At 47.6% G+C, this 25,450-nt stretch carries 25 protein-coding genes; 13 read left to right on the forward strand and 12 right to left on the reverse strand.

Annotated elements, in window-relative coordinates:
- Positions 1-53 precede the first annotated feature (53 nt).
- Complete coding sequence (locus tag V7S65_RS06995; protein WP_336388730.1) at positions 54-1,037, forward strand: terpene synthase family protein; 984 nt, start codon at positions 54-56, stop codon at positions 1,035-1,037.
- 39 nt (positions 1,038-1,076) lie between these two features.
- Positions 1,077-1,574 carry a YdeI/OmpD-associated family protein gene (locus tag V7S65_RS07000; protein ID WP_336388729.1) on the forward strand — a complete coding sequence of 166 codons (498 nt, stop codon included), beginning with the start codon at positions 1,077-1,079 and terminating at the stop codon, positions 1,572-1,574.
- Here the strand turns inward: V7S65_RS07000 and V7S65_RS07005 are convergent.
- Positions 1,565-1,990, reverse strand: a complete 426-nt coding sequence (locus V7S65_RS07005; RefSeq protein ID WP_079467549.1) for a hypothetical protein — start codon at positions 1,988-1,990, stop codon at positions 1,565-1,567. The genes V7S65_RS07000 and V7S65_RS07005 overlap by 10 nt on opposite strands.
- A gap of 127 nt (positions 1,991-2,117) precedes the next feature.
- On the opposite strand from V7S65_RS07005, the gene V7S65_RS07010 reads away from it, so the two are divergent.
- The 3 genes from V7S65_RS07010 to V7S65_RS07020 all read left to right on the forward strand — a co-directional run bounded on the left by V7S65_RS07010 (position 2,118) and on the right by V7S65_RS07020 (position 7,198).
- Entirely contained in the window at positions 2,118-2,915 is a 798-nt protein-coding gene (locus V7S65_RS07010) for an AraC family transcriptional regulator (RefSeq protein WP_336388728.1), read from the forward strand.
- A 52-nt stretch (positions 2,916-2,967) separates the two neighbouring features.
- Complete coding sequence (locus V7S65_RS07015) at positions 2,968-4,935, forward strand: M1 family aminopeptidase (RefSeq protein ID WP_336388727.1); 1,968 nt, start codon at positions 2,968-2,970, stop codon at positions 4,933-4,935.
- A 145-nt stretch (positions 4,936-5,080) separates the two neighbouring features.
- Positions 5,081-7,198, forward strand: a complete 2,118-nt coding sequence (locus V7S65_RS07020) for a right-handed parallel beta-helix repeat-containing protein (protein ID WP_336388726.1) — start codon at positions 5,081-5,083, stop codon at positions 7,196-7,198.
- A gap of 96 nt (positions 7,199-7,294) precedes the next feature.
- Here V7S65_RS07020 and V7S65_RS07025 read toward each other — a convergent pair whose 3' ends face one another.
- From V7S65_RS07025 to V7S65_RS07040, 4 genes are all read right to left on the reverse strand, one after another.
- Positions 7,295-7,762: a YybH family protein gene (locus V7S65_RS07025; RefSeq protein WP_336388725.1), complete on the reverse strand. Its 468-nt coding sequence runs from the start codon at positions 7,760-7,762 to the stop codon at positions 7,295-7,297.
- 70 nt (positions 7,763-7,832) lie between these two features.
- Positions 7,833-8,639: a helix-turn-helix transcriptional regulator gene (locus V7S65_RS07030; RefSeq protein WP_111580407.1), complete on the reverse strand. Its 807-nt coding sequence runs from the start codon at positions 8,637-8,639 to the stop codon at positions 7,833-7,835.
- Between the two features lie 44 nt (positions 8,640-8,683).
- Positions 8,684-9,394 carry a LytR/AlgR family response regulator transcription factor gene (locus V7S65_RS07035; protein WP_336388724.1) on the reverse strand — a complete coding sequence of 237 codons (711 nt, stop codon included), beginning with the start codon at positions 9,392-9,394 and terminating at the stop codon, positions 8,684-8,686.
- The gene (locus V7S65_RS07040) at positions 9,391-10,407 is read right to left on the reverse strand and encodes a sensor histidine kinase (protein ID WP_133256299.1); all 1,017 of its coding nucleotides are present in this window, start codon (positions 10,405-10,407) and stop codon (positions 9,391-9,393) included. The genes V7S65_RS07035 and V7S65_RS07040 overlap by 4 nt, the downstream gene beginning before the upstream one ends.
- A 249-nt stretch (positions 10,408-10,656) precedes the next feature.
- Between V7S65_RS07040 and V7S65_RS07045 the strand changes: the two genes are divergently transcribed.
- From V7S65_RS07045 to V7S65_RS07065, 5 genes are all read left to right on the forward strand, one after another.
- A complete protein-coding gene (locus tag V7S65_RS07045; protein WP_336388723.1) occupies positions 10,657-11,451 on the forward strand; it encodes a DUF3108 domain-containing protein in 795 nt (264 codons plus the stop codon).
- 156 nt (positions 11,452-11,607) lie between these two features.
- Positions 11,608-12,948: an MBL fold metallo-hydrolase gene (locus V7S65_RS07050; RefSeq protein WP_336388722.1), complete on the forward strand. Its 1,341-nt coding sequence runs from the start codon at positions 11,608-11,610 to the stop codon at positions 12,946-12,948.
- 136 nt (positions 12,949-13,084) lie between these two features.
- Positions 13,085-13,465, forward strand: a complete 381-nt coding sequence (locus V7S65_RS07055) for a VOC family protein (protein WP_336388721.1) — start codon at positions 13,085-13,087, stop codon at positions 13,463-13,465.
- A 62-nt stretch (positions 13,466-13,527) separates the two neighbouring features.
- The gene (locus V7S65_RS07060) at positions 13,528-13,746 is read left to right on the forward strand and encodes a CDGSH iron-sulfur domain-containing protein (protein WP_079467539.1); all 219 of its coding nucleotides are present in this window, start codon (positions 13,528-13,530) and stop codon (positions 13,744-13,746) included.
- 145 nt (positions 13,747-13,891) lie between these two features.
- Positions 13,892-14,677: a PhzF family phenazine biosynthesis protein gene (locus V7S65_RS07065; RefSeq protein WP_336388720.1), complete on the forward strand. Its 786-nt coding sequence runs from the start codon at positions 13,892-13,894 to the stop codon at positions 14,675-14,677.
- Here the strand turns inward: V7S65_RS07065 and V7S65_RS07070 are convergent.
- On the reverse strand, positions 14,674-14,811 hold the full coding sequence (locus V7S65_RS07070) for an alanyl-tRNA synthetase (RefSeq protein ID WP_079467537.1): 138 nt from the start codon (positions 14,809-14,811) through the stop codon (positions 14,674-14,676). The genes V7S65_RS07065 and V7S65_RS07070 overlap by 4 nt on opposite strands.
- A 130-nt stretch (positions 14,812-14,941) precedes the next feature.
- On the opposite strand from V7S65_RS07070, the gene V7S65_RS07075 reads away from it, so the two are divergent.
- On the forward strand, positions 14,942-15,394 hold the full coding sequence (locus tag V7S65_RS07075) for a GNAT family N-acetyltransferase (protein ID WP_079467536.1): 453 nt from the start codon (positions 14,942-14,944) through the stop codon (positions 15,392-15,394).
- Positions 15,395-15,450: 56 nt separating this feature from the next.
- Entirely contained in the window at positions 15,451-17,355 is a 1,905-nt protein-coding gene (locus tag V7S65_RS07080) for a TonB-dependent receptor plug domain-containing protein (RefSeq protein ID WP_336388719.1), read from the forward strand.
- A 5-nt stretch (positions 17,356-17,360) separates the two neighbouring features.
- Here V7S65_RS07080 and V7S65_RS07085 read toward each other — a convergent pair whose 3' ends face one another.
- The gene (locus tag V7S65_RS07085; RefSeq protein WP_336388718.1) at positions 17,361-17,732 is read right to left on the reverse strand and encodes a winged helix-turn-helix transcriptional regulator; all 372 of its coding nucleotides are present in this window, start codon (positions 17,730-17,732) and stop codon (positions 17,361-17,363) included.
- Positions 17,733-17,909: 177 nt separating this feature from the next.
- Here V7S65_RS07085 and V7S65_RS07090 point away from each other — a divergent pair, with 177 nt between their 5' ends.
- Positions 17,910-18,779 carry an SDR family oxidoreductase gene (locus tag V7S65_RS07090; RefSeq protein WP_079467533.1) on the forward strand — a complete coding sequence of 290 codons (870 nt, stop codon included), beginning with the start codon at positions 17,910-17,912 and terminating at the stop codon, positions 18,777-18,779.
- 67 nt (positions 18,780-18,846) lie between these two features.
- Here V7S65_RS07090 and V7S65_RS07095 read toward each other — a convergent pair whose 3' ends face one another.
- The 5 genes from V7S65_RS07095 to V7S65_RS07115 all read right to left on the reverse strand — a co-directional run bounded on the left by V7S65_RS07095 (position 18,847) and on the right by V7S65_RS07115 (position 25,374).
- Positions 18,847-19,641, reverse strand: coding sequence for a DUF4397 domain-containing protein (locus V7S65_RS07095; RefSeq protein ID WP_336388717.1), 795 nt, complete (start codon positions 19,639-19,641; stop codon positions 18,847-18,849).
- A gap of 18 nt (positions 19,642-19,659) precedes the next feature.
- The gene (locus V7S65_RS07100; RefSeq protein WP_336388716.1) at positions 19,660-22,215 is read right to left on the reverse strand and encodes a TonB-dependent receptor plug domain-containing protein; all 2,556 of its coding nucleotides are present in this window, start codon (positions 22,213-22,215) and stop codon (positions 19,660-19,662) included.
- 20 nt (positions 22,216-22,235) lie between these two features.
- Positions 22,236-23,189, reverse strand: coding sequence for a cytochrome-c peroxidase (locus tag V7S65_RS07105; protein ID WP_336388715.1), 954 nt, complete (start codon positions 23,187-23,189; stop codon positions 22,236-22,238).
- A 200-nt stretch (positions 23,190-23,389) separates the two neighbouring features.
- The gene (locus tag V7S65_RS07110; protein ID WP_079467530.1) at positions 23,390-24,034 is read right to left on the reverse strand and encodes a YceI family protein; all 645 of its coding nucleotides are present in this window, start codon (positions 24,032-24,034) and stop codon (positions 23,390-23,392) included.
- An 83-nt stretch (positions 24,035-24,117) separates the two neighbouring features.
- Entirely contained in the window at positions 24,118-25,374 is a 1,257-nt protein-coding gene (locus V7S65_RS07115; RefSeq protein ID WP_336388714.1) for a peroxiredoxin family protein, read from the reverse strand.
- Positions 25,375-25,450: the final 76 nt, after the last annotated feature.

Raw genomic sequence — 25,450 nt, forward strand, 5'->3', positions numbered from 1 at the left:
TTCTCTGCAGCCGAAGTGGCTGCTGGATATCCAAACCCTCAAACTATCCTTGTATGATCCAATTCCCGGACCTCTATTGCCCATGTGAACCACATCTCAGCCCGCATTTTGAAACCATTGAAAAATCGACGATGGAATGGGCACAACAGTTTAATCTTTTAACATCCGCCGCCGCGCTGGAGCGATTCAAAAAAGGAAAATTTGCGCTGTTAACGGCACGGGCTTTCCCGGTAGACAATCTCGAGGCTTTACTGCCCATTGCAGACCTGAATACCTGGCTTTTTTTGTTTGACGATCAGTGTGATGAAACCCTGGAAGGGAAAACAGCCGCGCACCTGCACGCCACTACCTGTTTGTTGATGGATGCCATGATCAATGGCGTGAGCCTGGGTGCCGACAGTACGCCGCCGCTGGTGGCCGGTTTCAGCGAAGTATGGCAGCGGCTGCAGAAGTTGGGCAGCGATGCCTGGCAACAACGCTTTATAAACCGCGTGAAGGAATACCTGAAAGCATGTACCTGGGAAGCGCAGAACCGCGAACATGGCTACAATCCTACGGTGGAACAATACATGGTAGCCCGGGTGTATAATGGCGCCGCGCTGATAGAAGTGGAAGCTGTGGAGGTAATGTATAATATCCGGCTGCCGGAAGAAGTAATACGGCATGAGGTGGTACAGCAATTAGGCTGGCTGGCGGCAAAGCTGATTTGCTTCTCCAATGATATCTTTTCTATAAAAAAAGAACTGGAGAACGAAGAAGCACACAACCTGGTGCTGGTGATACAGCGGGAAAGGAATTTAACCTTGCAGCAGGCATTACTGGAGGTGGCAGACATCCACAATAGCATGATGCGTATGTTTGAAACACCGGAAGGCTGGCTCCCGTCTTTCGATGTAGATACTGACTATGAGCTGCAACGGTACATACTGGGTTTGCGTTACTGGATACGTGCAAATTTCGACTGGAGCCTGAAAGATACCCGTCGCTACGGCCTCGTACACGATGAAACACGCGATGGATACTGGTCGTTTAAATAAAGTTCGATAACTTTATGACTTGTTCCATCAGTAATATTTATGGCTGTTAAACCAATCGTTGATCAATCGTATCGCCTTGAGAAATTCCACGGGAAAGGTGGATGGACTTTCGCGCGTATTCCTGAAATTACCCCCGATAAAGTGAAAGCCTTTGGGTTGGTAAAAGTGAAAGGATTTATTGACGACTACGAAATAAAAAAATGCCACCTGATGCCTATGGGGAACAGCATACTATTTCTCCCGGTAAAAGCAGATATCAGGAAGAAGATAAAAAAGAAGGAAGGCGACTGGGTGAAAATCACTTTGTTCCGGGACGATGATCCGCTCGAAATACCCGAAGAGCTGAAGGTTTGCCTGGAAGATGAACCCAATGCCCACCTGTTCTTTAAGTCCCTGTCTGAAAGTGAGCAGAAGTTTTATATCGACTGGATTTATTCCGCTAAAAGATTGGAAACAAGAGTAAGCCGTATGACTAAATCCATCATCTGGTTATCGAGAGGATTAAAACTATACGAAAGAACGGAAGCTCAGGAATAAAAGGTAGCTCCTGAAAAGGCCGACATAAAGGATAAAAGCGTTTCTTTGGTAAAACCTTCCCGGCTGTCTATCACGTACTTTGTTTTTTTGTTGATAACAACTGCCAGCTGGTAGTAAGATGGGAAACGGGCATCATCATGATAGTTACGCAGTTCAAGGGTAGTGCCGGCTATCGGAAAGCTTTTCTCCCTGGGTTTAAAAAATTTCATGTAGTTAATAGTCAGCTGGTCGCCATCAATCTTCATACTATTCGTAAAAGTGCAGATTATTTTGGAGCGGATAATGTACGCCAGGAAAGGAATGGATAACATCCATACGCCTCCTTTGAAAAAAAAACTAAGCAGCGGGGCATAAAAAAAAAACTTTTCATCGTGTATCAGGTACCGGTAGTAATCGCCGGAGGCATTAATCTCCATATATTATTTCATTAGGCAATACAAATGTAAGTAAAATGGTCCGGTGTATAAGGGCTGAATGGTCAGAAAACCAAATGCTTAAAGTATCTTTGACAACCGGCGCCGCTAAAGGAAACCGGCCAGTTTTATGAGTATTATCCTGTCGCCAGGTAATTATTTTGGGAAAGAACAACAGGTCAGCGAGAATGTGTCTTTCCGGCTGAACATTACGGCATACCAGCCGGATGTGCAGATCCGTGAGCACTATCATGAAAATCCGTACCTGAGTTTACTGATCAGCGGCAGCTATGAAGAGATAAATAAAAAAACAGACAGCGCAGTGATGCCCGGTGAAGTGCTTTTCCGTCCGGCGGGATACAGCCACGCCAACCACTTCCAGGAGGTGGGCGGCAGATGCCTGAATATAGAATTTAAACCGGGAGGATTACAGGAGCTGGAACTGGATCATTTACTGCCCCGCGCAGCGGCGATCTATAAAACCGGAACGTTCGACTACCTGTACCGGCTGTTGTATGCCTTTGTTCAGGACCCCGACAGTTCGCTGCCGGAAGAACATATCATCAGCTGGCTGTGTGAATATACCGGCGATAAGCTCCCTGAGCGCCTGCCCTGGCTGCCAAAGGCAAAGGAGATCCTGGAAAATGAATTCGATACCCATCATACTATTCAGTCGTTAGCCGCGCGGGTGTTTGTACACCCCGTTTACCTGGCCCGTGCTTTTAAGGAAAGAGAAGGCATTACGCCCGGCGAGTACCAGTTAAAGATGCGGGTACGAAAAGCGATGACATTACTGTTCACTACCAAATTACCGGTAACAGATATCGCCTTTGCAGCCGGATTTTCAGATGCTTCCCACCTGGTAAAGTGTTTCCGGATGTTTTACCGCGCTACTCCCCATAAATTCCGGGCATTACTAAAAAGTTAATCCGGTACCATTTTTTTCGTGACGCCGGCTGTTACTTTGTTAAAAAAAGAATATGCGTCGATTGATCGTCCTTTTATATTTGTTAGCACCGGCATTATTATCAGCACAACGTAAACTGGATTACCAGCTGCAGGTGAAAGCAGACCTGGCAAAGAAATCTTTTTTTGTGCAGGGTGGATTTAGTTTTGAAACCGACACCGCTGCTGCCGACTCTATAGACATTGTGATCAGCAAAGGCGTAGGGCCGGTAACGCTTCAGTTACAGGGCGCTGCTGCTGTAATGGATACGAGCCTGAAAGCGTCCGGCGATATTATATACCGCTGGCATTTCCGTTCCCCGCTGCCGGTGGGAACGCCGCTACACTTTACCTGTGCGTATGAGCGGGGCGGCGCGCCGGCGTTCCAGTTTTATCTCGACAGTACCTTCTGTATGGCAGGCGGCTATGGCCTTGCCTGGTATCCGCAGGTGACCGATGGCGCAGGTAACCATACCCGTGGTACCGGTACCATTGCGGTTACCACCTCCGGCAACCTGATGCCTGCAATGGCGGCGGGCACGGTTTCGGTGAAGAATCATACTTATACTTTCCACTATGCACAACCGGATATCTTCTCACTTTATATTAGTCATTACACCCGGCAGGAATATAAAGGGCAGCGGTCTTTTTATACTTACAGTTTGAGCAGCGGTATTGATGGCAAGGATTTAAGCCGTAAATCCGCTGAAGTACTGGATTACCTGTCGTTGCAATTTGGTCCGCTGGACATTCCCAACTTTTCCATTATTGAATACCCCGACTATGTGGCTGAAATCACCGGTATTGGCGGCGCCAGTATTTTAGGTGGTGTGGTGATGCCTACCGGCGCGTTGCGCGAATTTAACTATGCACTCTTTGGTCATGAAATTGGCCACCAGTGGTGGGGAAATAAAGTATTGGCCGCCGGCACCAAAGGAGAAGAAATGCTTTCCGAAGGACTGGCACAATACGGCTCTTTACGGGTGGTGAGCCATTTCGACAGCGCCCATGCAATGGAATACCGTAGAACCGGTTACCCGGGCTATATCAGCGATCAGTGCGGGTTGGGCTATCTCAAAAATGTAGCAGCCGGTAATGATGAACCGTTAATTTCACTGACTGGTAGCAACGGTCATACCATTGGCGACAGTAAAGGATTTCTTGCCCTGGAACTCTTATCCAATACGGTTGGCAAAGCTGTATTCCACAAAGCGCTGCGCACTATCGGGGATCAATACAGCCGGGGTGGTATCACGTGGGATGGTTTCCAGATGGAAGTGGAAAAAGCATATGGCAGCAGCTTACAGTGGTTTTACAGCCAGTGGTTTGAGCGGCTGGGAGCGCCCGCGTGGCAGAGCAGCTGGCAGCAACAGCAAAATAAATTGCAACTTAACATTACGCAAAAGGACAGTATCTATCAGCTCCCGCTGGAAGTATTGATTACTTATAGCAACGGAACTTCTTCGCTGCAACACATCACTATCCGCGACCGCAACAGCCAGCTGCAACTGCCGGTTAACGGTATGGTAAAAGAGGTGCAGATAGATCCTTATTTTAAAGTACTTCACTGGGACGAGGCGTTAACACCGGAGGCGCTTGCCCAGGCAAAAGTGGTGCGGGTGCTGAACCTGCGGCGGGAACAAAAAAATGAGGAAGCCATGAAGCTGGCGCAATCCTATATCAAAGAAGGTTTCCCGGACGATCAGTATGGCGTGGAGTATACGTTGCTATACCACATGGGACGCATTGCCGCCATGCAAAATAAACCGGCGGAGGCATTGGCGTATTACCAGCGTTCTTTGCAATGCGTATCGCGCGCGCCCGACTTACTGGCGTATACTTATTACCGGATTGCCCAGCTGGCGGCGGCCGGGAATGATGATGACCTGATGCGGTGGGCCGCAGCCAACGCGGTGAAGGCCGATGCGGCTCATAATAAATCAGGGGGCATGGAAGCAAAGGTGGCGGGGCTGCTGGCCTCAACGGTAGCGAAGGGGAAATGATTTAATAGTGCGATCAATTGATTTAATAATAATGAAGAAGCTGTCTCTTAATTGAGAGGGCTTTTTTTATGAAACTACTACGTAATTCCAGCGCGTATCGACTGTCTATATTAGATCTATTCATAACAATTTTAAAATATCTGATATGACAATTGCAAATATTGCTCTGTTAAGGACTACAGCCGGGACATCACCAAACGAATTCTGTGATATATTGGGTTATACTACTCCCGGAGATGGCGGGGGAGGTCATTTTTATTGGGACAGCACTTCTATAACGGCCGATAACGGAGGAACTATCATTGCTGTTACCGGCGTTGCTACAGGAAGATGGAAACGGGTGCTTGATGAAGGAAGGATTGATGTAAAATGGTTCGGTGTACAGGGAACTGTGGCGGACTCAGGAATCATTCAAACCATTATAGATCAATACGCAGGTATTTACCCGCTATACTTCCCTGCTGGTACTTATTATATATCGGGTGTAAACGTTTTTAATAAAAATGGTGCAGTAATATTTGGTGACAATTCCAATACCACTTTAATCACTTCTGCCGGCCCGATTTTTAACATCAAATCAAGCACCTATGACCCTGTGCACGCTCCGGTTGCACTTGTAAAGAGCTTTGAAATGTACGGACTCACGCTAAAAGGGAATTTAACCGGTGGACTTCCAACAGATGGAACAGAAGGTATACGGATAGAGGGTGTCATAAATGTACACATCCATAATATAAAATACTCGGGCCTTGATAAAGTCGTGAACCAGGTACAATGTGAATGTTCTTTATTTGAAGACATTACTCCGGTGGACCTCGAGAACAGGCAAGACGATGCCAATTATATTATTTATTCGGATGCTCAAAACAGAAGGAGCAACGATAATATATATACGAAGGTAAGAGGCGTAGCGAAACAATCGCAGGTGTATTTGAAAGCAGAAGTCGCTTCCGGTGGAATGCATGATGGCGCCAGTATTTCTGAATGCGTATTTTTTCAATGTGCCAAACAAAACATTTATATCAATGAAGCAAGATATAGCACCATTAGTGATAATAAGCTTTTTGTAGCCGGAGAAGAAGCTATTTACCTGAGTAATCCGGCGGGAGTGACAATTACCGGAAACACTATTGTTACCCCGGGAAATGTTATATTAGGTAATGGAATTACACTCTACTTTACAGCGGGGGTACCTTTGTTTGGTAAAAATACTATTATTGGGAATATCATCAGGGTACCTACAAAAAATGGCATCGAAGTAATTGGCGCTGATGGTGGTACTATTATGGGAAATATAATTACTTCGCCATCTGCTGTTAACAGGGTTGATTTTCATCAATTAGGATTGTATGCGGGCATAAAAATAAGTAACTCCAAGAACATTGAAATCTCGTCCAATACCGTACACCCGTTGAGGGAAGGCGAATCAGATACTACCTACCCTGCCAACTGGAAAGCAGATATTGAGATAGATGCGTTTTCCGCTGTAAATGTTTACCACAATGTTCAATTGGAAGGGAAACTTGTTATAAACAACAGCAACAACACCACTGTATTTTCCAACTTGCCGGAAATTCCAGTTTCGCTGCCTACATCAGGAGATTTAACAAATGGGGTATTTGGGTATACCATCACCAACTGGGCCGTTAACAACACAAGTGGGATATCAACATCCACCTTAACAAATGATAATACCATAGATAGACTGGATAATACAATTCTGCCATTTTCCATAAGAGCAGATTGGGCTGATACTATAGCAGGAAGCAGCTGGATGGAACGTGGTATTGGTCTAGTTGCTGCTGCGGGAGATAACTTTGTTCTCAGTGTGACTATGAGAACAGCTGTTGGACAAACCGCCAGGATTGCGCTTCAAATGTATACAACAAATGATGGGGCCAACGGAGCTATCAGATACTTTGATGTAAATGACACGTGGCAGCGTTTTTATCTTTCATTCACATCCAAAGAGGCTCTTATTCCGGTAATCAGAATTATATCTGCCGGGCAGACAGCAAAAACTGTCTATTTTTCTCCCATCCAACTTTACAGAACAAAATCAGTGTTGCCAGTTTTCAACAGGGTATGCACCGGTACAGCTATTCCTACGGTTGGAGTGTGGTACAGAACAGATACCGTGTTAAACAGCAATATTCAGGAGTTAGGTGCTGCAGGGAGTAAATATATTATTGAAGGATGGAATTGCGTAACAAGCGGAAACCCTGGTAGCTGGCTTGAAAAAAGAGCATTGACGGGACATTAAGCTTATCATCAATCACGTTGCTTTCACCAAAATTACCCCAACATTATTTCATAAAAGAGGAGGTGTCTCATAAAAGGGGCACCTCCATCTTTACTATCACCGGGCAGGATGATTACTGCTGAAAGAGTCGCGGTACATCTTCCAGCCGATAGCCGTCTTTTTCCAGAGTACCAGAAATTTCCCATCGTCAAACATTACATTATTCGCGTCAAACGACTGCCAGATCCCTTCTTCTGTTACATACCCATTGCCGCCGCCATATACCCGGGTAGTGATAAATTTACCATTGCGCAATCCTATCTGCCGGTAGGCTATCCGGAAAAAGGTCAGCGGGGCATCTTTACCGCAAAGGGCCGGCGTACCGGGAGCCATGATGCAGGCGTCGGGCGCATACCGGTCTATAAAGATGCTGGAGTCTCCTTTGGCAAACGACTGGAAATAGATGGCATTGCTTTCGGCAATGGCTTTTTTGGCTTCAGCCAGTTCGTCATTGGCGGTAGTGCTGCATCCTGATATAGCCGTTGCGAGGAGGAGTGAAAGGGTGAAGAAAATATTTGCGCTCATCGGTTAAAAGTATTTAATGAGTGCAAATTAGCACCGGCAGCGCTTTCAGCATTGTACAAAACGGAACAAATCAGATCAGCGTAACGGGATAGGGGGAAACTTTATAGGAGGCAGGGGAAACGCCGGTAAAGGATTTAAATTCCCGGATGAAATGGGATTGGTCGAAATACCCGCACTCATAGGCAATGGCGGTGAGGGAAAGCTTATTTTTCTGTACCAGCTCCAGGCTTTTCTGGAACCGGTGCAGCTTTGCATAAAATTTTGGCGGAACGCCGGTATATTGTAAGAAGAGTTTATGGAGATACCGGGAAGATATAAGATGTTGCCGGGCGATGCTTTCAATTTTTGCATCGGCATCCGGTTGTTTCATCTGGTGGATGATATTGCCCACCATAGCGATGTTCAGCGGTTTCCTGTTTACTTCCTGTAACCTGTTTAACAGGAATTGTGAAATCAGTTTAATCTGTTGGTCCAGGTTTTCTTCTTCCAGCAGTTTCATATGCAATTGCCGGATGGGGGTACCAAGCATATCTGCAGGATCATTCACCTGGTTATTCAGCAGCATGATATCTTCCTGCATAAAAAAAGCGGCGGTATGCGGGTAAAATCTTACACCCAGCATTTTATTATAGCTACCCACCGCCTTCACGGGAAGGGGACGGGTAATTTGACCCCAGAGCTCAATTTTAGGTGTGTTTTGAAAGATGTTATTGCTGCCCGTTTTCCAGGTAGCTGATCCCATGTTGAAGATGATTTCCATATGCCCGCCGGGAAATACCACATCGTCGATAGCAGTGTCTGCCTCGGATTCAAAATGATAATAACATTTTACATATGGTTTTAACAGTTGTTCCGGAAGGATTTCCCTGTATTTCATTTTGGTTGAAAATTGCGGTAACTGCAATTTAAGTAAAATCCGGTTTATAAAAAACGCTGCTGGATCAGTTCCATAAATGCAGGCCGGAATTTCTCGCTTAGCGGAATCCGTTTGCCGGAGATGAACAGGTGATTATCCTGGATTTTATCAATCCGGCTGGTGTTTACGATGTAGGAATTGTGTACCCTGATAAAAGGCGGCGACAGCTGTCCGGCGATATCTTTCAGGCGTTTGTATACCAGTACTTCTTCCCGGAGGGTAACAATCCGCACGTATTCCTTTTCTCCTTCAAAATATAATAGTTCGGAGAGCTTAATCTGTTGAAGGGTTTTACCGCTTTTTACAAAATAGTAATCGGCCGAAGGCTGAGGAAGGGCAACTTCCGGCATACGGGGATGCATAAACGCTGTTTCTATTTTTTGCTGTGCAGCCAGGAAACGTTTGAGGGTAATAGGTTTGAGGAGATAATCGACGGTCTGGAAATTATAACTGGCCGCAGCATGCTCCGTATAAGCGGTAGTGAACACAATTTTCATTTCCGGTGGCAGCAGTGCGGCCAGTTCCATACCATCGAGCCGGGGCATATTGATATCGAGGAAAATCAGGTCTGCCTTATTGTTTTTCAGAAATGCCAGCGCTTCCAGTGCGTCGTAGCATTTGGCCACCAGCTGCCAGCCGGTGGTTTGCTGAATATGCAGTTCCAGCAGGTTTACGGCGTTGGGTTCATCATCAACGATCATACATTTCAGGCTCATAACGGAACGGATAAAAATGCGGTGAAGTAATTTCCGGAGCTGCCGGTTTGCAGGATGAATCCGGCGCCGTACAGCAGGGTAAGGCGTTTCCGGAGATTGTCGATGCCGGACCCGCGCGGGTTGTTATGTACCGGTTGTTGCGGCAAACTATTGCGGGTGGTAAAGAGCAACCTGTTTTCCTGTTTCACGAGGGAAATATCAATATGGTTTTGTAAACTGGTTTTGTCGATCCCATGTTTAAAAATATTTTCTACAAAAGTCATTAGCAACATCGGCGGAATGCTGCATCCACCGGGTACATCGCTGGTGAATTGCAGGTTAATACCGTGCCGGATGCGGATGCGTTCCAAAGCTATGTAATTTTCCAGGAAATTTATTTCTGTGGAGATGTCTACCTGGTCCTTCGGACTTTCATCTACAAAATACCGCATGATATCCGACAGCCGCTCAATGAGCGTGGCGGTTCGCGGCGCTTCCAGGTAGGCTTCATAATAAATGTTGTTGAGGGTGTTAAAAAGAAAATGTGGCTGCACCTGTGATTTCAGGAGGTTGAGTTCCGTTTTGGTGTTTTGCAAAACCAGTGCGGCGGCCTGTGCTTTCAGTTCAAAATAAACGATGGCCATCCGGAATACAAAGCTCAGTAAAAATAACAATGGAATGCCGGTCAGGTACCTGAGCATTATTTGCACCGTAACGGGTTCCGGGTGTGTAGTGAACCAGGTGTTGTAGATCCAGCTGAGAAGGAAGCCCCTGGCTAATCCTGCCGCCGGTAGAAACAGCAGCACGGCTATAACGTATACCGCTATACGACCCTTTAAATAAAGCCGTGGATAAAGCCAGCTGATATTGCCATAAATGACCAGCGCATAAAAGAGGGCGTTGAGCAGCGAAAAAATAACAGCCTGCCAGAAGCCATCTTCCGGCAGCATCGAAAAAAACATCATTAAAAAAACAACCAGCCAGAGTATCCATTGCACTTTAACGGCTGCCGGCATACGACTTATTAATTGCATGCCCCAATTTACGAAGCTTTTGCACTCGTTTACCGGGAGTTGTTTGCGATTCAACAAATACGGGTAATATTTCAACCAGTTGGCGGAAAGTTTCAACGGTGGCTGGTTATGGAGGAAAGTTGCCAGGGTATTAAAAATACCGGGGTTGTTGTTGAAATTATTTTAAGATAGCCGGGAAACAGGGAATCTTTGAAAATAATTATGCTTCCGTATGCAGCGGATATTGAAAACTTAAATTTCCTGATAAATATGCAACCCAAACGTTCCCTGATTCTTTCTATTCTGTTAGCAACCATTGCCGTGCTTCCCGCTTTTGCGCAAACCGATACGGTTGATCAGCAGCATCTCCGGTTAAATACCGCTTTCCTGAAGCCTGGTGTGAAACAATACCTTGTGTACTACCAGGTGCCATCCCGCAGCAACTGGCTGGACCTGAGCCTGTGGGTGCGGGAAATTGAAAAAACGAATCGTAACAACGAACCGGTATTCCGGATCACCCAGCACTGGTATGGGAGCGACACCGCCCGGTATCTTGAAAGCCTTTCCTATAACAGCGTGTCAGATTTTTCTCCATTGTTTCATGCACAAACCAGGGGCGGCGAACAGCAGGCTTACCGCTGGACGGCTAATGGGATCAGCGGCGACACCGCCACCATGAACAATAAAGCAGCGGATTTTAAGCTGGCTTTTGACCGCCCCAATTATAACTGGAACCTCGATATTGAAACGTTTGAGATGCTGCCTTTAAAAGCAGGCAAAACCTTTGCTATCCGGTTTTACGATGCCGGGCTGGAACCTCCGGCGTATGTAACGTATAAAGTTACCGGCAGTGAAGTGCTGCATACGCTGAATAATCAACCGGTGGACTGCTGGAAGTTGTTTACCGAAGGCGATTCGCCCAGGGGACATTATTCGCAGACATTCTGGATCAGTAAAGCAGGACATGAGTTATTGAAAGAAGAAGATTCCTTTGGCGGTTTTTACCGGTACAAGGTAAAGCTGCCGGGCCTGGCCCCTTATCTGCAGCCACGTTTTGTAAAGTAACTACTGTGAATAATCTGGCGCCCCGGGGGAATCTCCGGGGCGTTTTGCATCTCCCAAAAACAAACAAATTACGGTACCGGGTGATAATGCTGATTGTTGTAACTTGTATGTTTCATTCCGGACGTATGGAAATTATCTCATTAAAAATAAACAGTAATGGATATCCAACAGTTTGAAGACAAGGGATTGGCGCAGTATTCTTATGCTATCTACAGCGAAAAATCGCATGAAGTGATCGTGATAGACCCGGCGAGAGACATTACACCTTACATCGCGTATGCAAAGGCTTTGAATGCAAAGATCACCGGCGTTATTGAAACCCATCCGCACGCTGATTTTGTGAGTGGTCACCTGGAGCTGCACCGGGTTACGGGCGCTACAATTTATTGTTCAAAGTATACGGGCGCAACTTATCCGCATGTAACCTTTGACGAGGGGATGCGGATGATGTTGGGAGATATTGTTCTCAAAGCGTTGAATACGCCGGGGCATTCGCCGGACAGCATCAGCGTGGTGCTGCTGCATGGAGGCGAGCCCAGGGCGGTATTTACAGGAGATACTTTATTTGTTGGCGATTGCGGCCGTCCGGATCTCCGGGAGAATACCGGTAATGTTACTGCCGGCCGTATGGCGCTGGCAAAGCAGATGTATCATTCCCTTCATGAAAAGCTCATGGTGCTGGAAGATGATGTGCTGGTGTATCCGGGGCATGGGGCAGGTACGTTATGCGGTAAGTCGCTCGGTGATGCCGACAGCACCACCATTGCGGCAGAGAAAGTGAGCAACTGGAGCCTGCAGCCGGTTACAGAAGACGAGTTTGTGGTGGCGTTGCTGTCGCAGCAACCGTTTATTCCCAAATACTTTCCATATGATGTAGGTATAAACCGCCAGGGAGCGCCGGATTTGCAGGCTTCACTGGATAAGGTGGAGATAGTAAAAGGAGAACCGGTGTTTGAAGAAAATATAATTATCATAGACAGCCGGCCACAGTCCGGTTTTAAGCACGGGCATTTACCCAATGCCATCAACCTGCAGAATGGCGGGAAATTTGAGACATGGCTGGGAAGTATCGTTGCGCCGGGAGAGCCTTATTACCTGCTGGCAGAGAACAGAACAGAGCTGGAGGAGTTGATACGGAAGACCGCCAAAATTGGGTACGAGCAGCATATCAAAGCAGCGGCTGTTTACACAAAAGGAGCCGAAACGATGGCGCCCTTGCCATTGGCGGATTTCAGGGAGCATCCGGAGCATTATACGATTGTAGATATACGGATGGAATCTGAAGTAAAAGACGAACCGGTTTTTGAAAATGCGATAGCCATTCCACTGGATCAGCTACGGGAACGGATATCCGAAATCCCGGCAGATAAGCCGGTGGTAGTGCATTGTGCCGGTGGCTACAGAAGTGCCGCAGGTAGCAGCATTGTGGCAGGCGTATTAAAGGCGCAAACACCGGTATATGATCTTGGGGAAGCAGTGAAAGAATTTATGTCGTAATACACCCGTTATTTGCCCTGTTTACCCCCCATAACTGTGATAGGCTGATAGTATATTTATATCAGCATATTTCAATGGAGCAGGCCGTTGTGCAAGGTTTTATTGGAATTATTCTTCACCTGAAAAATCAGTTATTATGTTTGGGAAAACAAAAGCATTCAGCAGTTTTTCAGTCAATGACCTGCAACAGGCAAAGAATTTTTATCAGCAAACACTGGGAATAGAAGTGGAGTCGGGCGAAAAAGAGCCGGTGATCACACTTAAAATTGCGGGTATGCCATCGGTTTTAATTTATGAAAAACCCAATCATATGCCGGCAACGTTTACGGTGCTTAACTTCCCGGTAAGTAATGTGGAAGAAGCTGTAGACCAGCTGACGGCAAAGGGCATAAAGTTCCAGCAATATGAAGGGGAACTTAAAACCGACAAGAAAGGAATATTCCGTGGAGGTGGCCCTGTGATTGCCTGGTTTACGGATCCTGCCGGAAATATTCTTTCGGTGATGGAGCAGGCGTAACAGGGTGTTAATGTAATAGCCATTTGTTTTTCCTACTTTTGCCGCTTAAATAAGGAACATTTATGGCTACTAAGATTACTGTTAACAACAATGGTTCACTGAAAATAGAAGGTGAATTTGAGATCGTGGATAAAAACGGCAACAATTACGACCTGGGCGGCCGGGAAGCGGTAAGCATCTGCCGTTGCGGACTTTCTGCCAATAAGCCATTTTGTGATGGCTCTCACAAAGGTCATTTTGAGCATGAAGCCGTGGCTTTTGCCCTTCCTCCTAAAAAGTAAGGTCATCAAGATAATGTAGTATTAAAGGCTCCGTGCAGGTGTTGCACGGAGCCTTTTTACATCTGATATGGTCGAAATGAGCAGAATTGCATCTGTTTTCGGAAAATAAATCGCTGCATTTTTGTGTTACAAATTGCAGTAACGTATGGAAGTAAGATTTTTTCAGGTAGATGCCTTTACCAGGCAGCCTTTTAAAGGAAATCAGGCAGGCGTATGCCTCCTGGGGCAAATGCCGGACGATGAAGTACTGAAGGCCATTGCCGCGGAAAACAACCTCGCGGAAACGGCCTTTTTATTGCCGGTGGACAATGGTTACCGCCTGCGGTGGTTTACGCCGCTGGTGGAAATGGTGCTTTGCGGGCATGCCACGCTGGCCAGTGCGCATGTATTATGGGAAACCGGGCTGGTGGCCCCGGATGAAACCATTTCTTTTACTACGCTGAGCGGTTTGCTCACCGCCAGCCGGCAAAACGGATGGATAACGCTCGACTTCCCGGCGAGGGCTTGTGAGCCCGCCACGCTGCCGGAAGAACTGCGTCCGTTGTTTAAAGGGGAAGTGGCCAATGTGGAATTTAGTGTGGACCGTTACATCGTGGAGTTGAAATCGGGAGCCGCGGTAGCTGATTTTGTGCCCGACAGGAACCTGCTGGCGCCTTACCGCCTGGTAGTTACCGGAAGGGGCGGAGAAGGATCGCCTTACGATTTTATTTCCCGTTATTTTGCCACGCCGGTGGGCATTGATGAAGATCCGGTAACGGGTTCAGCACATTGCAGCTTAGCGTCGTATTGGGCACCGCGTTTGCATAAAAGTGAATTCTTCGCTTACCAGGCATCACAGCGGGGCGGCGAACTGAAAGTAATACTGCAGGGTAACCGGGTATTGCTGAAGGGAGAGGCGGTAACAGTGATAGAGGGGGTGTTCCGTTTTTAACGGAACAAAGAAGCGCCCCAGTAGCCCAGGGCCAGCCATAATAATCCTTTTATAAGAAAGAAAAGAAAGCCCCAGAAGCCGAGCTTTTTGATCCATTTGATGATCTTTGCTTTCCTGTTATTATCTGGTAACATAGCACTACAAAATTAAAGATTTTTTGTGTAGATAAATGTATCTTACCGGGGTTAATATATTTCACGTGATGAAATTATTTTTGGCTGACAATTACGTGTATGCGTCAGCGTAATCCCTTAATCCCTGTATATGATTTTCAGAGAAGCAACTATTGCAGATATTCCCGGTTTGCAGCGGGTACGTGCCGCCGTAAAAGAAAATGTGCTCAATAATCCGGACCTGGTTACTACCGCAGATTACATACAATATCTCACCACCGATGGCAGGGGATGGCTATGTGAATCCGCCGGGGTTATTGTGGGCTTTGCCATTGTGGATACGCACCGGCATAACATCTGGGCGTTGTTTGTGGACCCGCAAACGGAAGCGGCGGGGATTGGCCGGGAGTTGCAGCGGCTGATGCTCGACTGGTACTTTGCGGTATATCAAACTTCGTTGTGGCTGGGAACGGCGCCTGGTACAAGGGCTGAACGGTTTTACACCCGCAGCGGCTGGAAAAATGCAGGGCTGATGAAAAACGGTGAGGTGAGGTTTGAGATGGACCGCGACACCTGGCTGAGCTCCCGGAAAGCCGTTTCATGATTGGATAAATGATTTAATACGTACTTTTGCGCTCTTTTAGCAACGATTTTTAAAAGATGCGTGTAGCAGTGCCGAATAACAAATTACTGATATCCCTGTTCCTGGGCCTCTGTGGCAGCGCCACGGCGCAGCAGCGGGCAGACTCCGCCCTTACCACTCATCACCTCGATGAAGTGATTGTACAGGAAAACAGGCTGGCAGCGCCTGTAAAGGCGGTGAACCGTAACATTACCATCATCACCCGCCGGCAGATAGAAGCCATGCCGGTGTCGTCCATTACAGAGGTGTTGGCTTATGTACCGGGACTGGATGTGCGGCAACGCGGCCCGGGCGGCATCCAGGCGGATATCGGGATCGACGGCGGTACTTTTGATCAGACCCTGGTATTGCTGAACGGCGTAAAAATAACCGACCCGCAAACGGGGCATAACATCATGAACCTGCCGGTATCCCTGGCAGATGTGGACCATATAGAGGTGCTGAGGGGCGCTGCTGCCCGTATTTACGGGATCAACGCACTGAACGGCGCTATCAATATCGTTACCCGCAAAGCCACCCAAAGCGGCGCTACCGTTAGCGGCAGCGTAGGCAGCAGCTTTAAAAAGAACGAAAACAACAACCCTTACGGCGCTTACAGCGTTGGAGCTACCGGCGCACTGGTAAAGAACGGCGTGAGCCAGTCGCTCTCCGCCAGCCGCAACCAGGGCAATGGATACCGCTATAATACGGCGTACGACAACTACCGCGCATTTTACCAGGCGGCCTTTAACCGTGATACCCTGCACCAGTACAACGTAATGGCTGGTTTTGTAAATAATGGCTACGGCGCTAATGGCTTTTATGCGTCACCCGGCGATCTGAATTCAGAAGAAACGGTGAAAACCCTCTTTGCCGCCGTAAGCAATACTTCCCGGATCAATCCCAACTGGGTAATGACGCCCAGGGTGAGCTACCGGTACACCAAAGATGATTACATCTACATAAAACCTGATAAATACCGTAATCTTCATAATACCCACGTATTTGATGCAGAGCTGAATAATATGTTCCGCACCGCTATCGGTACCTTTGGCGCCGGTGTGGAAGGGCGTTATGAGCATATTAAAAGCTCTAATCTTGGTAACCACGACAGAACCAACCTGGGTCTGTTCGGCGAGTACAAGTCGGTGGCCGACCGCCGCTTTAGTTTTACCGTAGGCGGTTATCTCAATTATAACACGGTTTATGGCTGGCAGTTTTTCCCCGGAGCAGATGTAGGCTTTAATATTACACCCGACATAAAACTGTTTGCCAATGCAGGCACGGCCCAACGACTGCCCACTTATACCGATCTTTATTACAAAGGCGGCGGCATTATCGGGAATGAAAAGCTGGGACCGGAGAAAGCAGCTTTTGCAGAAGCGGGTATACGGAAGTTCAGTGGTAAGTTCTCTTTTTCGGGATCCGTGTTTTACAGGCAGGTCAGCAATTTTATTGACTTTGTAAAGGATACGGCCGGTGGCGCCGACCCGGCAAAGGTTCCCTGGCAACCGCAGAATTTCCAGCGGGCAGATATGACAGGCTTTTCGCTTAACAGTGGCTACAACACTATTTTCGCCGGTGGTTCGCTGTTTAACAGCTTTGGCGTAAATGCCGGTTACAACTATCTTTCCCCATCCTTCAAGGGGGATGCCATCACGACAAAGATTTCGCGGTATGTAATTGAAAGCCTGCGGCACCAGTTTACCGCCAATGTACGTACGGATATTGCGCGTCACTTCAGCGTTTCCGCTGCCGCGCGTTACTGCATGCGGGTAAATTATAAAGACTATACCCTGGTGGATGCGCGTATTGCGTATAGGCAACCCCGTTACCAGATCTATGCAGATGCCAATAACCTGCTGGACGTAACGTATGTGGAAGCCGGCGCAGTGCCTATGCCCGGTCGCTGGATAACGGTAGGTGGCAAGGTGAGCTTCTGATATTATTATTTAGCGGACAAATACTCTTGCCTGCATTGTTGAATACCACTCATATTAGCGACAGCCCATTGTTCAAGGCCTGTAATATGTGGTAAAAGGCTTTCGCCCATAGCCGTTAATGTGTATTCAACCCTGGGAGGGATTTCCTGGTACATTTTACGGGATACCAATCCATCTTCCTGCAGCTTTTTAAGCGTTACGGTCAACATCTTTTGTGAGATGTCTCCAATCATTTCATGCAATTGGTTAAAACGCATGGTTCCTTTCTCTCCAAGGGTACTGATTACGAGTACCACCCATTTGTCACCAATGCGATCCATCAATGTTCTGACAGGACAAGGGATGGATTTATCAAATTTTTTATAATCTTCTATCATGTCAACAGATTGATTTTTAATATTACTTACCCGGAGGTAATTGGCACACCTGTGAGTACCTTATTGTTTGATAATCAATTGTTTAATACTTTTGACTTACCAAAGGTAACTAACGTACGATTAGTACGTAAAGATAGTTATACAGGGGTATTATTTAAAATTAAATAACTTATCATTATGATTCTTGTAACAGGAGCCACAGGCCATTTCGGAGGAGCAGTTATCGATTTTCTGCTGCAGAAAGTTCCCGCTAACCAGGTTGCGGCATTAGTAAGAGACGAAGCAAAAGCCAGTGGATTAAAAGAAAAAGGCATTAGCATCAGAGTGGGCAACTATCACGATTATCCGTCTTTAGTACCGGCTTTTAAGGGCGTTGATAAGGTGTTACTGGTATCTTCCAGTGATCACAGTGATCGTGCCGGTCAGCAGATCAATGTGATCAATGCCGCTAAGGAAGCAGGTGTGAAACATATTATTTATACCAGCGTTGCTACCAATGCCGCCACCACCAGCGTTATTCCCCTGATAGTAGATTCACACATCGCTACCGCCAATTACCTTAAAACATCCGGATTAACATATACTCTTCTAAACAACAATCTGTACGCAGATGTATTGCCTATGTTTCTTGGAGAAAAGGTAGTGGAAACCGGTGTTTTCATTCCGGGTGGAGAGGGCAGGGTACCCTATGCCTCCAGGTTAGACATGGCAGAAGCTGCGGCTAATGTGCTTACCGGAACAGGACACGATAATAAAGAATATACCATTGCGTCCGATATTACTTATTCGTTTGCTGATATTGCGCAATTATTATCTAAACTGGCTGATAAGCAGGTAGCTTATATTGACGCTCCGAAAGATGCGTATACAGACACCTTAACGAAAGCAGGTGTGCCACAGGAGTATATTGGTGTTATGTCTGGCTTTGCAGAGGCGATTAAGAAGAATGAGTTTAATCTGCCAGGCAGCGAATTGGAAAAGTTATTGGGCAGGAAACCGGCTTCATTGGAAAGTTATCTGCAAAAAACTTTTTTTTCCAGGAACTAAAAGAGTATGTTTCAATAACAAAAAAGCTGTCTCAAAAGGAATTTTGAGGCAGCTTTTTTATTGCAGGTTACAAACTTGTAGTGGAGAGTATGCCTGCACTCACTATGCCTTTACTGTCGGCCCGGATGAACACGGTGTAAATTTTTCCTGCTTCCAGCGTGATATTGGAGAGTGCCTGCTGATCAATAGCAACAGGCGCCGCATTTTCGCCGGCGCTGACGATCAATGAAATCGTACCTGCGTTTACGTTAGTGAATGGCGCGCTGTCGTATGCAGCGCCCTGGAGATTGCTACCGCCGGCACTTCCATAAGGGATAGCGGTAAAGAGCGGCGTTTCCGTATCATTTTGTTTTAACCGTACGCTTACGCCGGCAATGCCCTGCGCGAGGTGAACAAAGCGGAGCTTTGCCTTGCCTGCAGCCGGAGCAGAGAGATCGTCGTAGAAAAGGAGCAGGGTATCTTTTCCCGCATTGTACTTAGTGGATGCAGCAAATACAGTATGGTAGTATCCGGCAATAGGACCGTTAGGACCGCCGGTGGCAGAATACGTGGCGCTGTTGCCAAACTGCCGGGAGGCTTTATAGGCCGTGCCGCTGCCTTCGGTGAAATTGATCTGTACATTTCCGAAAGTAGTAGATACATAAGGGGATGCTGCGCCGGGAAGCACCGCATCTGTTGTTACTTTTTGTGTAAACGTCCAGAATTGGATGCCGGTAGCGGGGATGCGGGCGTTTACAAAACGGATATTAGCTGAAAGAGGAGGCCGCTCGCCGGCGTTTACATCAAGGTAATCCGTTTTATTGCAGGCGCTGAAAGCCACCAGGGTAAAGCTGCTCAGAAGGAAGAGGGTATTATTTTTCATGATTACATTTTTTAAGGATTAGAAACGGGCGTATAGTCTCACAAACGGTTGGATGCCTGCGCTGCCGTTCTGAATACCTACTACTGATGGATTGCGCAATCCAGCTATTGCTTTATCGGAGTAATCGCCCAATACATTGAAGGCATTGTTTACGCCGGCAGTTACCTGTATGGCTTTGCTGATACGGTATCCTACGGAGAAGTCGGTTACCCAGATGGGTTTCAGCTCCTGGAAGTAGTAGTCGGGCCGCGGGAAATTAGCATTGAGGGCAGAGGCGGTGGTAACGGATCCAAAATAAATGGTGCGCGCGAGGAATGTAAAGCGGGGTGTATTCAGTATAGCCTGTAACGTTATTTTCTGTTGCGGGATATTGGTAGTTACCCTCGCTTTTTCTGATTCACTGAAGATGACATATTTATATTGTACCAGTCCTTTAGGCGTATTTACAGACGTTACTTCATTTTTTACAAAGTTGCCGCCAGCCAGCAGTTGCAGGCTATTCCGGTGTAACGGTATTTTGTAACTGCCCGTGAATTCAATTCCTTTTGTGCGGGTACTGAAAGCGTTGTAGAAAAACTTCGCCTGTGTGGTACCTGTTTGCAGGAGCAATGCTCTTACATCTGCGGGGAGATTGGGATCGGTAGCGGAGAAGTTACCGGTGTTGCCTACCCGGTTTTTTATATCCACAAGATAGGCATCTACACTTAGTTCTACATTCCGGGCGGGTTGCGAGGTGATACCCGCGGTGTACCCTGTACTTTTTTCCGGTGTAAGGGAAGGGATGCCCAGCGCCCTGGTAGCTGCATTTTTATTGGAGGCAGTTACCTGGTCGATGGCGCGGCCCTGCTGGAAACTGGTGGAGGTTTCGGTATAATAGAACTGCGCGAGATCGGGTGCGCGGAAGCCGGTATTGGCAGAACCGCGGATGCCAAGCCAGGGTGCAAAGCTATACCGGGTGGCTATTTTGCCGGTGGTAACATTGCCAAAGTCGGAGAAGTTTTCCGCACGTACCGCGGCAGACACCAGCCATTTTTCGGTGACATTGAGTTCCACATCGGCATAGCCGGCCACGATAGCGCGACTGACATTCACTTCATTGGAAGGCCGGAACCCTGCATGGATCTGTGACCCGGGCGAGAGGCCATTGAGTGCTAGAAGGCCGCCGTCGGCGAGGTAAGGAACCCCATTCACGGAAGTATCTACCGAGTAGATGGGGCGCAGGTCTGCTTTGCTGTAGGAGGCTTCTTCGCCGGCGATGATCTGGTAGGTTTCGGTACGGTATTGTGCGCCGAATGCCACATTGAGGCCATGCAATACGGAGGTGAAGTACCGGCTGATATCCAGGCTGGCGGTGTTCTGCGAGGCGTTGTATTTACCTGCGTCGAAGGTGGTGGGGCTTTTCAGTCCCAGGCTGGCGTTGAGTGAATTGCTGATCACATTGCCGAAATCATTTTTGCCAAATACATTTGAGATATCGAGGTTCCATTCGCCTGCTTTGGCTTTCAGGCCGATGGCAATGGATTTATCGGTGATGCTGTTATCCATGGCAGGGAGGAAACCATCCGGGTAAAGGCTGGTGTTGTTGCGTTCCGTCCAGCCGGGGAGACGGTATACCGCCGTGAATTGGGAGTTGCGGTGACTGATCCCCCCAAATGCGTACACTTCCGCATGGTCACTAACGGGAATGGCTGTATTAAAAAACAGGAGTGCGTCTTTAGCTTTGTTGGAACCTCCGCCGCGCTGATCGAAGAAGTGGCGGTCGATGCCACGGCTGGCGAGGATGGCATCGTCTATTTCTTTGGTGTAGATGTTATCATACCCGCGGGTATTGGCGCCGCCGCCGTAAATGGGACCGTTGTATAGTCCGGCATCATCGCGGCCGGGTTGGAGGGAAACGGCTTGTGTGGCGAATTCGGCGGTGGCGTTGAGGTAGCCGCCACGGTCGCCTATTTTGAGGCCGTAGTTGATATTGGTGCGGGTACTGGCGCCATCACCGCGGCGGCGGATGCTGCCGGTGGTACTCACGATCACATCGTTGGTTTGTTTTTTCAGTACGATATTGATAACGCCGGCGATGGCATCGGAGCCGTATTGTGCGGCGGCGCCGTCGCGTAGTATTTCAATGCGCTCAATAGCGCCGGCTGGGATGGAGTTAAGGTCGTATCCGGTGGCGCCGTTGCCGAGGCCGCCCCAGTTAACATTGGAGCTTTTATGACGTCGTTTACCATTTACCAGTACCAGCAGCTGATCCACGCCCAGGCCCTTTAATTGTGCAAGGCTGAGGGCCGATCCGGCATCGCCGGCATTGGAGCCGTTTACGGAGTGAAAGGAGGGCGACACATATTGCAGCAACTGTGTGATGCTGGTTTGTGGCGCTGCCTCCTGGAGTGATTTAATATCGATGATATCTACCGGTACCGGCGAATTCAACTTGGTACGGTTGGCGCTGCGGCTGCCTACAATTTGTACTTCGCCCAGCTGGCTGGTGGTATCGGTGAGATGTTTATCCTGTGCTGTAAGTGTTGCTGAGAACAGCAGCAGGGGGGAGATGACCGGCAGTATAATTTTTTTCATGCCCTGGTTGATTTTTATGGTTAATGATGTGATAATTTGAATCGGTCGTCTGTAAGCGCTACCAGGAAGGCTTCGAGGTCTTCCATCTCTTCTTTGCTAAGGTTCAGTGGTTTGCTGAGCGACAAATCCCGGTTGATGCCATCATGTACAATGTTGTTGGGTTCATTGTAATAGGCAATTACTTCTTTCAGTGTTTTGAACATACCGTTATGCATATACGGAGCGGTAACGGCTACATTGCGTAGTCCTGGTACTTTGAAGAAGCCGCGGTGGGAGCTGTCTTTCGTTGCTTCAAAGCGGCCGGCATCTGTAAGGGTAGTTCCGTTATAAAGACCGATATTTTTAAAGCGGTCTGCCGTAAAATCTTCTCCCGAATGACAATTATTGCAATTGGCTTTACCGATAAAAAGCAGGCGACCGCGTATAGCCGAAGGCGTTAGTGCGTTATCGTCACCGGCGATGTACCGGTCGTACGGACTGTTGGCGGTTTCCAGCGTGCGTTCAAAAGCGGCGATGGCCTGCAGCAGGTTTTTGCTGGTAGGTGGACTGTTAAACAGTTGCTGGAAGTAGCGCCGGTAGCTTTCATCGTTGTTCAGGCGTTGTACGGCTTCTTCAATGGGCAGTCCCATTTCATCCGGGTTGATGATAGGTTGCAGCGCCTGGTCTTCCAGGGAAGCGGCGCGCCCGTCCCAGAAGAAGTTGGGGCGGCCGGAGAGATTGGTGATGCCGGGTGTGTTTCTTTTGGTAGGTGTATGATGAATACCGTTGCTGAAGGCGAGGGTATCTGCAAATCCAAATTGAGGGATATGGCAGGAAGCACAGCTGATGCTGCGGTCTTTCGACAGCAACGGATCAAAGAATAGTTTTTCTCCAAGTTGGGCTTTGGTAGGCGGATCTGTGATATTAAACCCGGCTACGATAGTAACGGCACATAGCATACCCAGTAAAATGAATATCATTTTTCTCAGCTTCATGGTGGTAAAAGTTATAGATGGCATGAAATGCCCGGCAGCAACATGCGGGTTGCCAAAAAAGTAATTGGTTGATGAATAAAAAAAGGTGTTGCTGTAAGGAGGCTGTAAAAAGAAATGGTTATTGGCATTCCCGGGAGCATGGGCGGGAGTGCCCGTGCTCCCCAGGAATTATATAATGGGGTAGTAAAAACAAGAACGAATTATTTGGCAGCGGCTACCAGTGTTACATCCAGGTCAAAGTCATCATAGATGGCTTTATCGCCGATGCCTTCAAAGAAGCTTTTGGAACCGTATTTAATATTGTATTTGGTACGATCCACTTTAATAGCTGCTTTGGCTGTGAGTTTGCTGCCTGCAACCGTTACAGTTGCGGGGAAGGTTACCGGGTTGGTGATGCCTTTGATGGTTAAGTTACCGGTTACTTCGTAGTTACCGCCGCCTTTGGAAGTGACGCTGGTAGTTACAAAAGTGGCTGCCGGGAATTTTTCCACGGCGAAGAAGTCTTCGCTTTTCAGGTGGCCCAGTAATTTAGCATTGCCACCGGCATCTTTGATATCGGTTACTGCGATGCTGCGGGTATCCAGTGAAAAGCTGCCACCTTTCAGTACGTTGCTTTCTACTTCCAGTTTGCCGTCGGCAATATTGATAGTACCCTCGTGTTGTCCGGTTACTTTTTTACCTGTCCAGTTTAACTTGCTTTCTTTAATGTCTACCTGGAAAACAGTTGCTTTCCTGGCGGAAGCAGCTTTGGTTGGTTTTTCTCCTTTGTTGACAGTAGCAGGTGTGGTGAAAGACATCAGGAAGATAGATCCTCCAATAAAGAATAATGATGCTAATCGTTGCATATATGTTGTGTGTTTAAATTTGGTGCAATTTAAGGGTGACGGGCGGATTAGCGTTTACGGGATCCGGAAATTAAATGTTAAAATTACTTTTCAGCGATTAAAGCATCCAGGTCCTGGTTCCATTTGGCCACATAATCCTTGTAATACTGGCCTGTAACCTCTCCGGTATAGCCGGTATGTATTTGTCTTACTTCGCCTTTACGGTCTATTATAATAGTGGTAGGGAAGGCCATCATGCGGTTGAGCGCTGGCAGCTTCTCTGATGCCACTTTCTTATCAGCAATGCCACCAAAAAGAATATCATATTGTATGTTGTATTTTTCTTTCAGTTTACCCAGGGTATATTTTGCATATTCCAGGTCATCTTTCTGTTCAAAGCCGATGGCGATTGCTTCTACGCCGCGGTCTTTGTTTTTATTGTACCACGGTGAGAGGAAGGAAGTCTGATCCGTGCAGTTAGGGCACCAGGTACCGATGATTTCCACGATCACTACTTTGCCTTTGTATTTGTCGTCGCTCAGGGAAACGTTGTTACCATTGAGGTCCGGCAGGGTGAAGTCCAGTTTTTTATACCCTTCTTTCAGGAAAGTAAGTTTGTAGGGATCCGGTAATTCGGCGGCAGCATTTTTTTCTCCGTCAAATTTGATGTTATTGTAGATGCCCAGGCTGATTTCCCCGGTGAGGGATTTATCATCATTTACTTTTCCTTTGATGTAGATGGGACTGGGGCCGGTGAAGCCGGATAATTCAAATTCATCGCCGTGAACAGTGCCTTCCAGCTCGCGGCTGTCGCCCACTACCGACATTACTACACCGGTGAGTTTATTACCGTTTTGTTTCAGTAACCCGATCCGGTTGGGAGTAGGTTCCTTACTATAAATTTTCAGGTCCCATTTACCACTGATATCGTAGGTGGGAGCGGTTTCTGTACCAGGTTCCGCGAAACGGTAGGTTTGTCCGTGTTCCGCTGTAAAGGGCAGGGCATTACCGCGGAAGTTGGGTACCAGGCTGCGGTATTCGCCGGTGATCTTACCGTCTGATTCAATTTTGGCGACGAGTGCGGCATCATAGGTATTCATCTTTATAAATAAAGAGTCGTTGCCAATGCGCTGCACGTGGAAGTCGTCGCGGCGGGAACCGTTGATCAGCGTAAACACTGCGTGTTCGGGGTCTTTTCCTTTCAGCTCAAAGTTAAAAGGGACCTGCGATTCGCTGAGGGTAAACACGCCTCTCCAGATGCCTTGTTTTACGAATGGTTTTTTAGGGGCGGCAAAGGTACTGTTGCCAAATAATCCTGCCACCATCAGGCCGGTTAGAAATAGGTGCTTATGCGTTTTCATGTTTGTATATTATTGGTTGAACAATGCAAGACGTTGCCGGTCCTGGTGGGGCGACGAGGTATGCTACGAAATAAAA

The organism is Chitinophaga sp. CCNWYY40, from assembly GCF_037483205.1.
Taxonomy (GTDB): Bacteria; Bacteroidota; Bacteroidia; order Chitinophagales; family Chitinophagaceae; genus Chitinophaga; species Chitinophaga ginsengisegetis.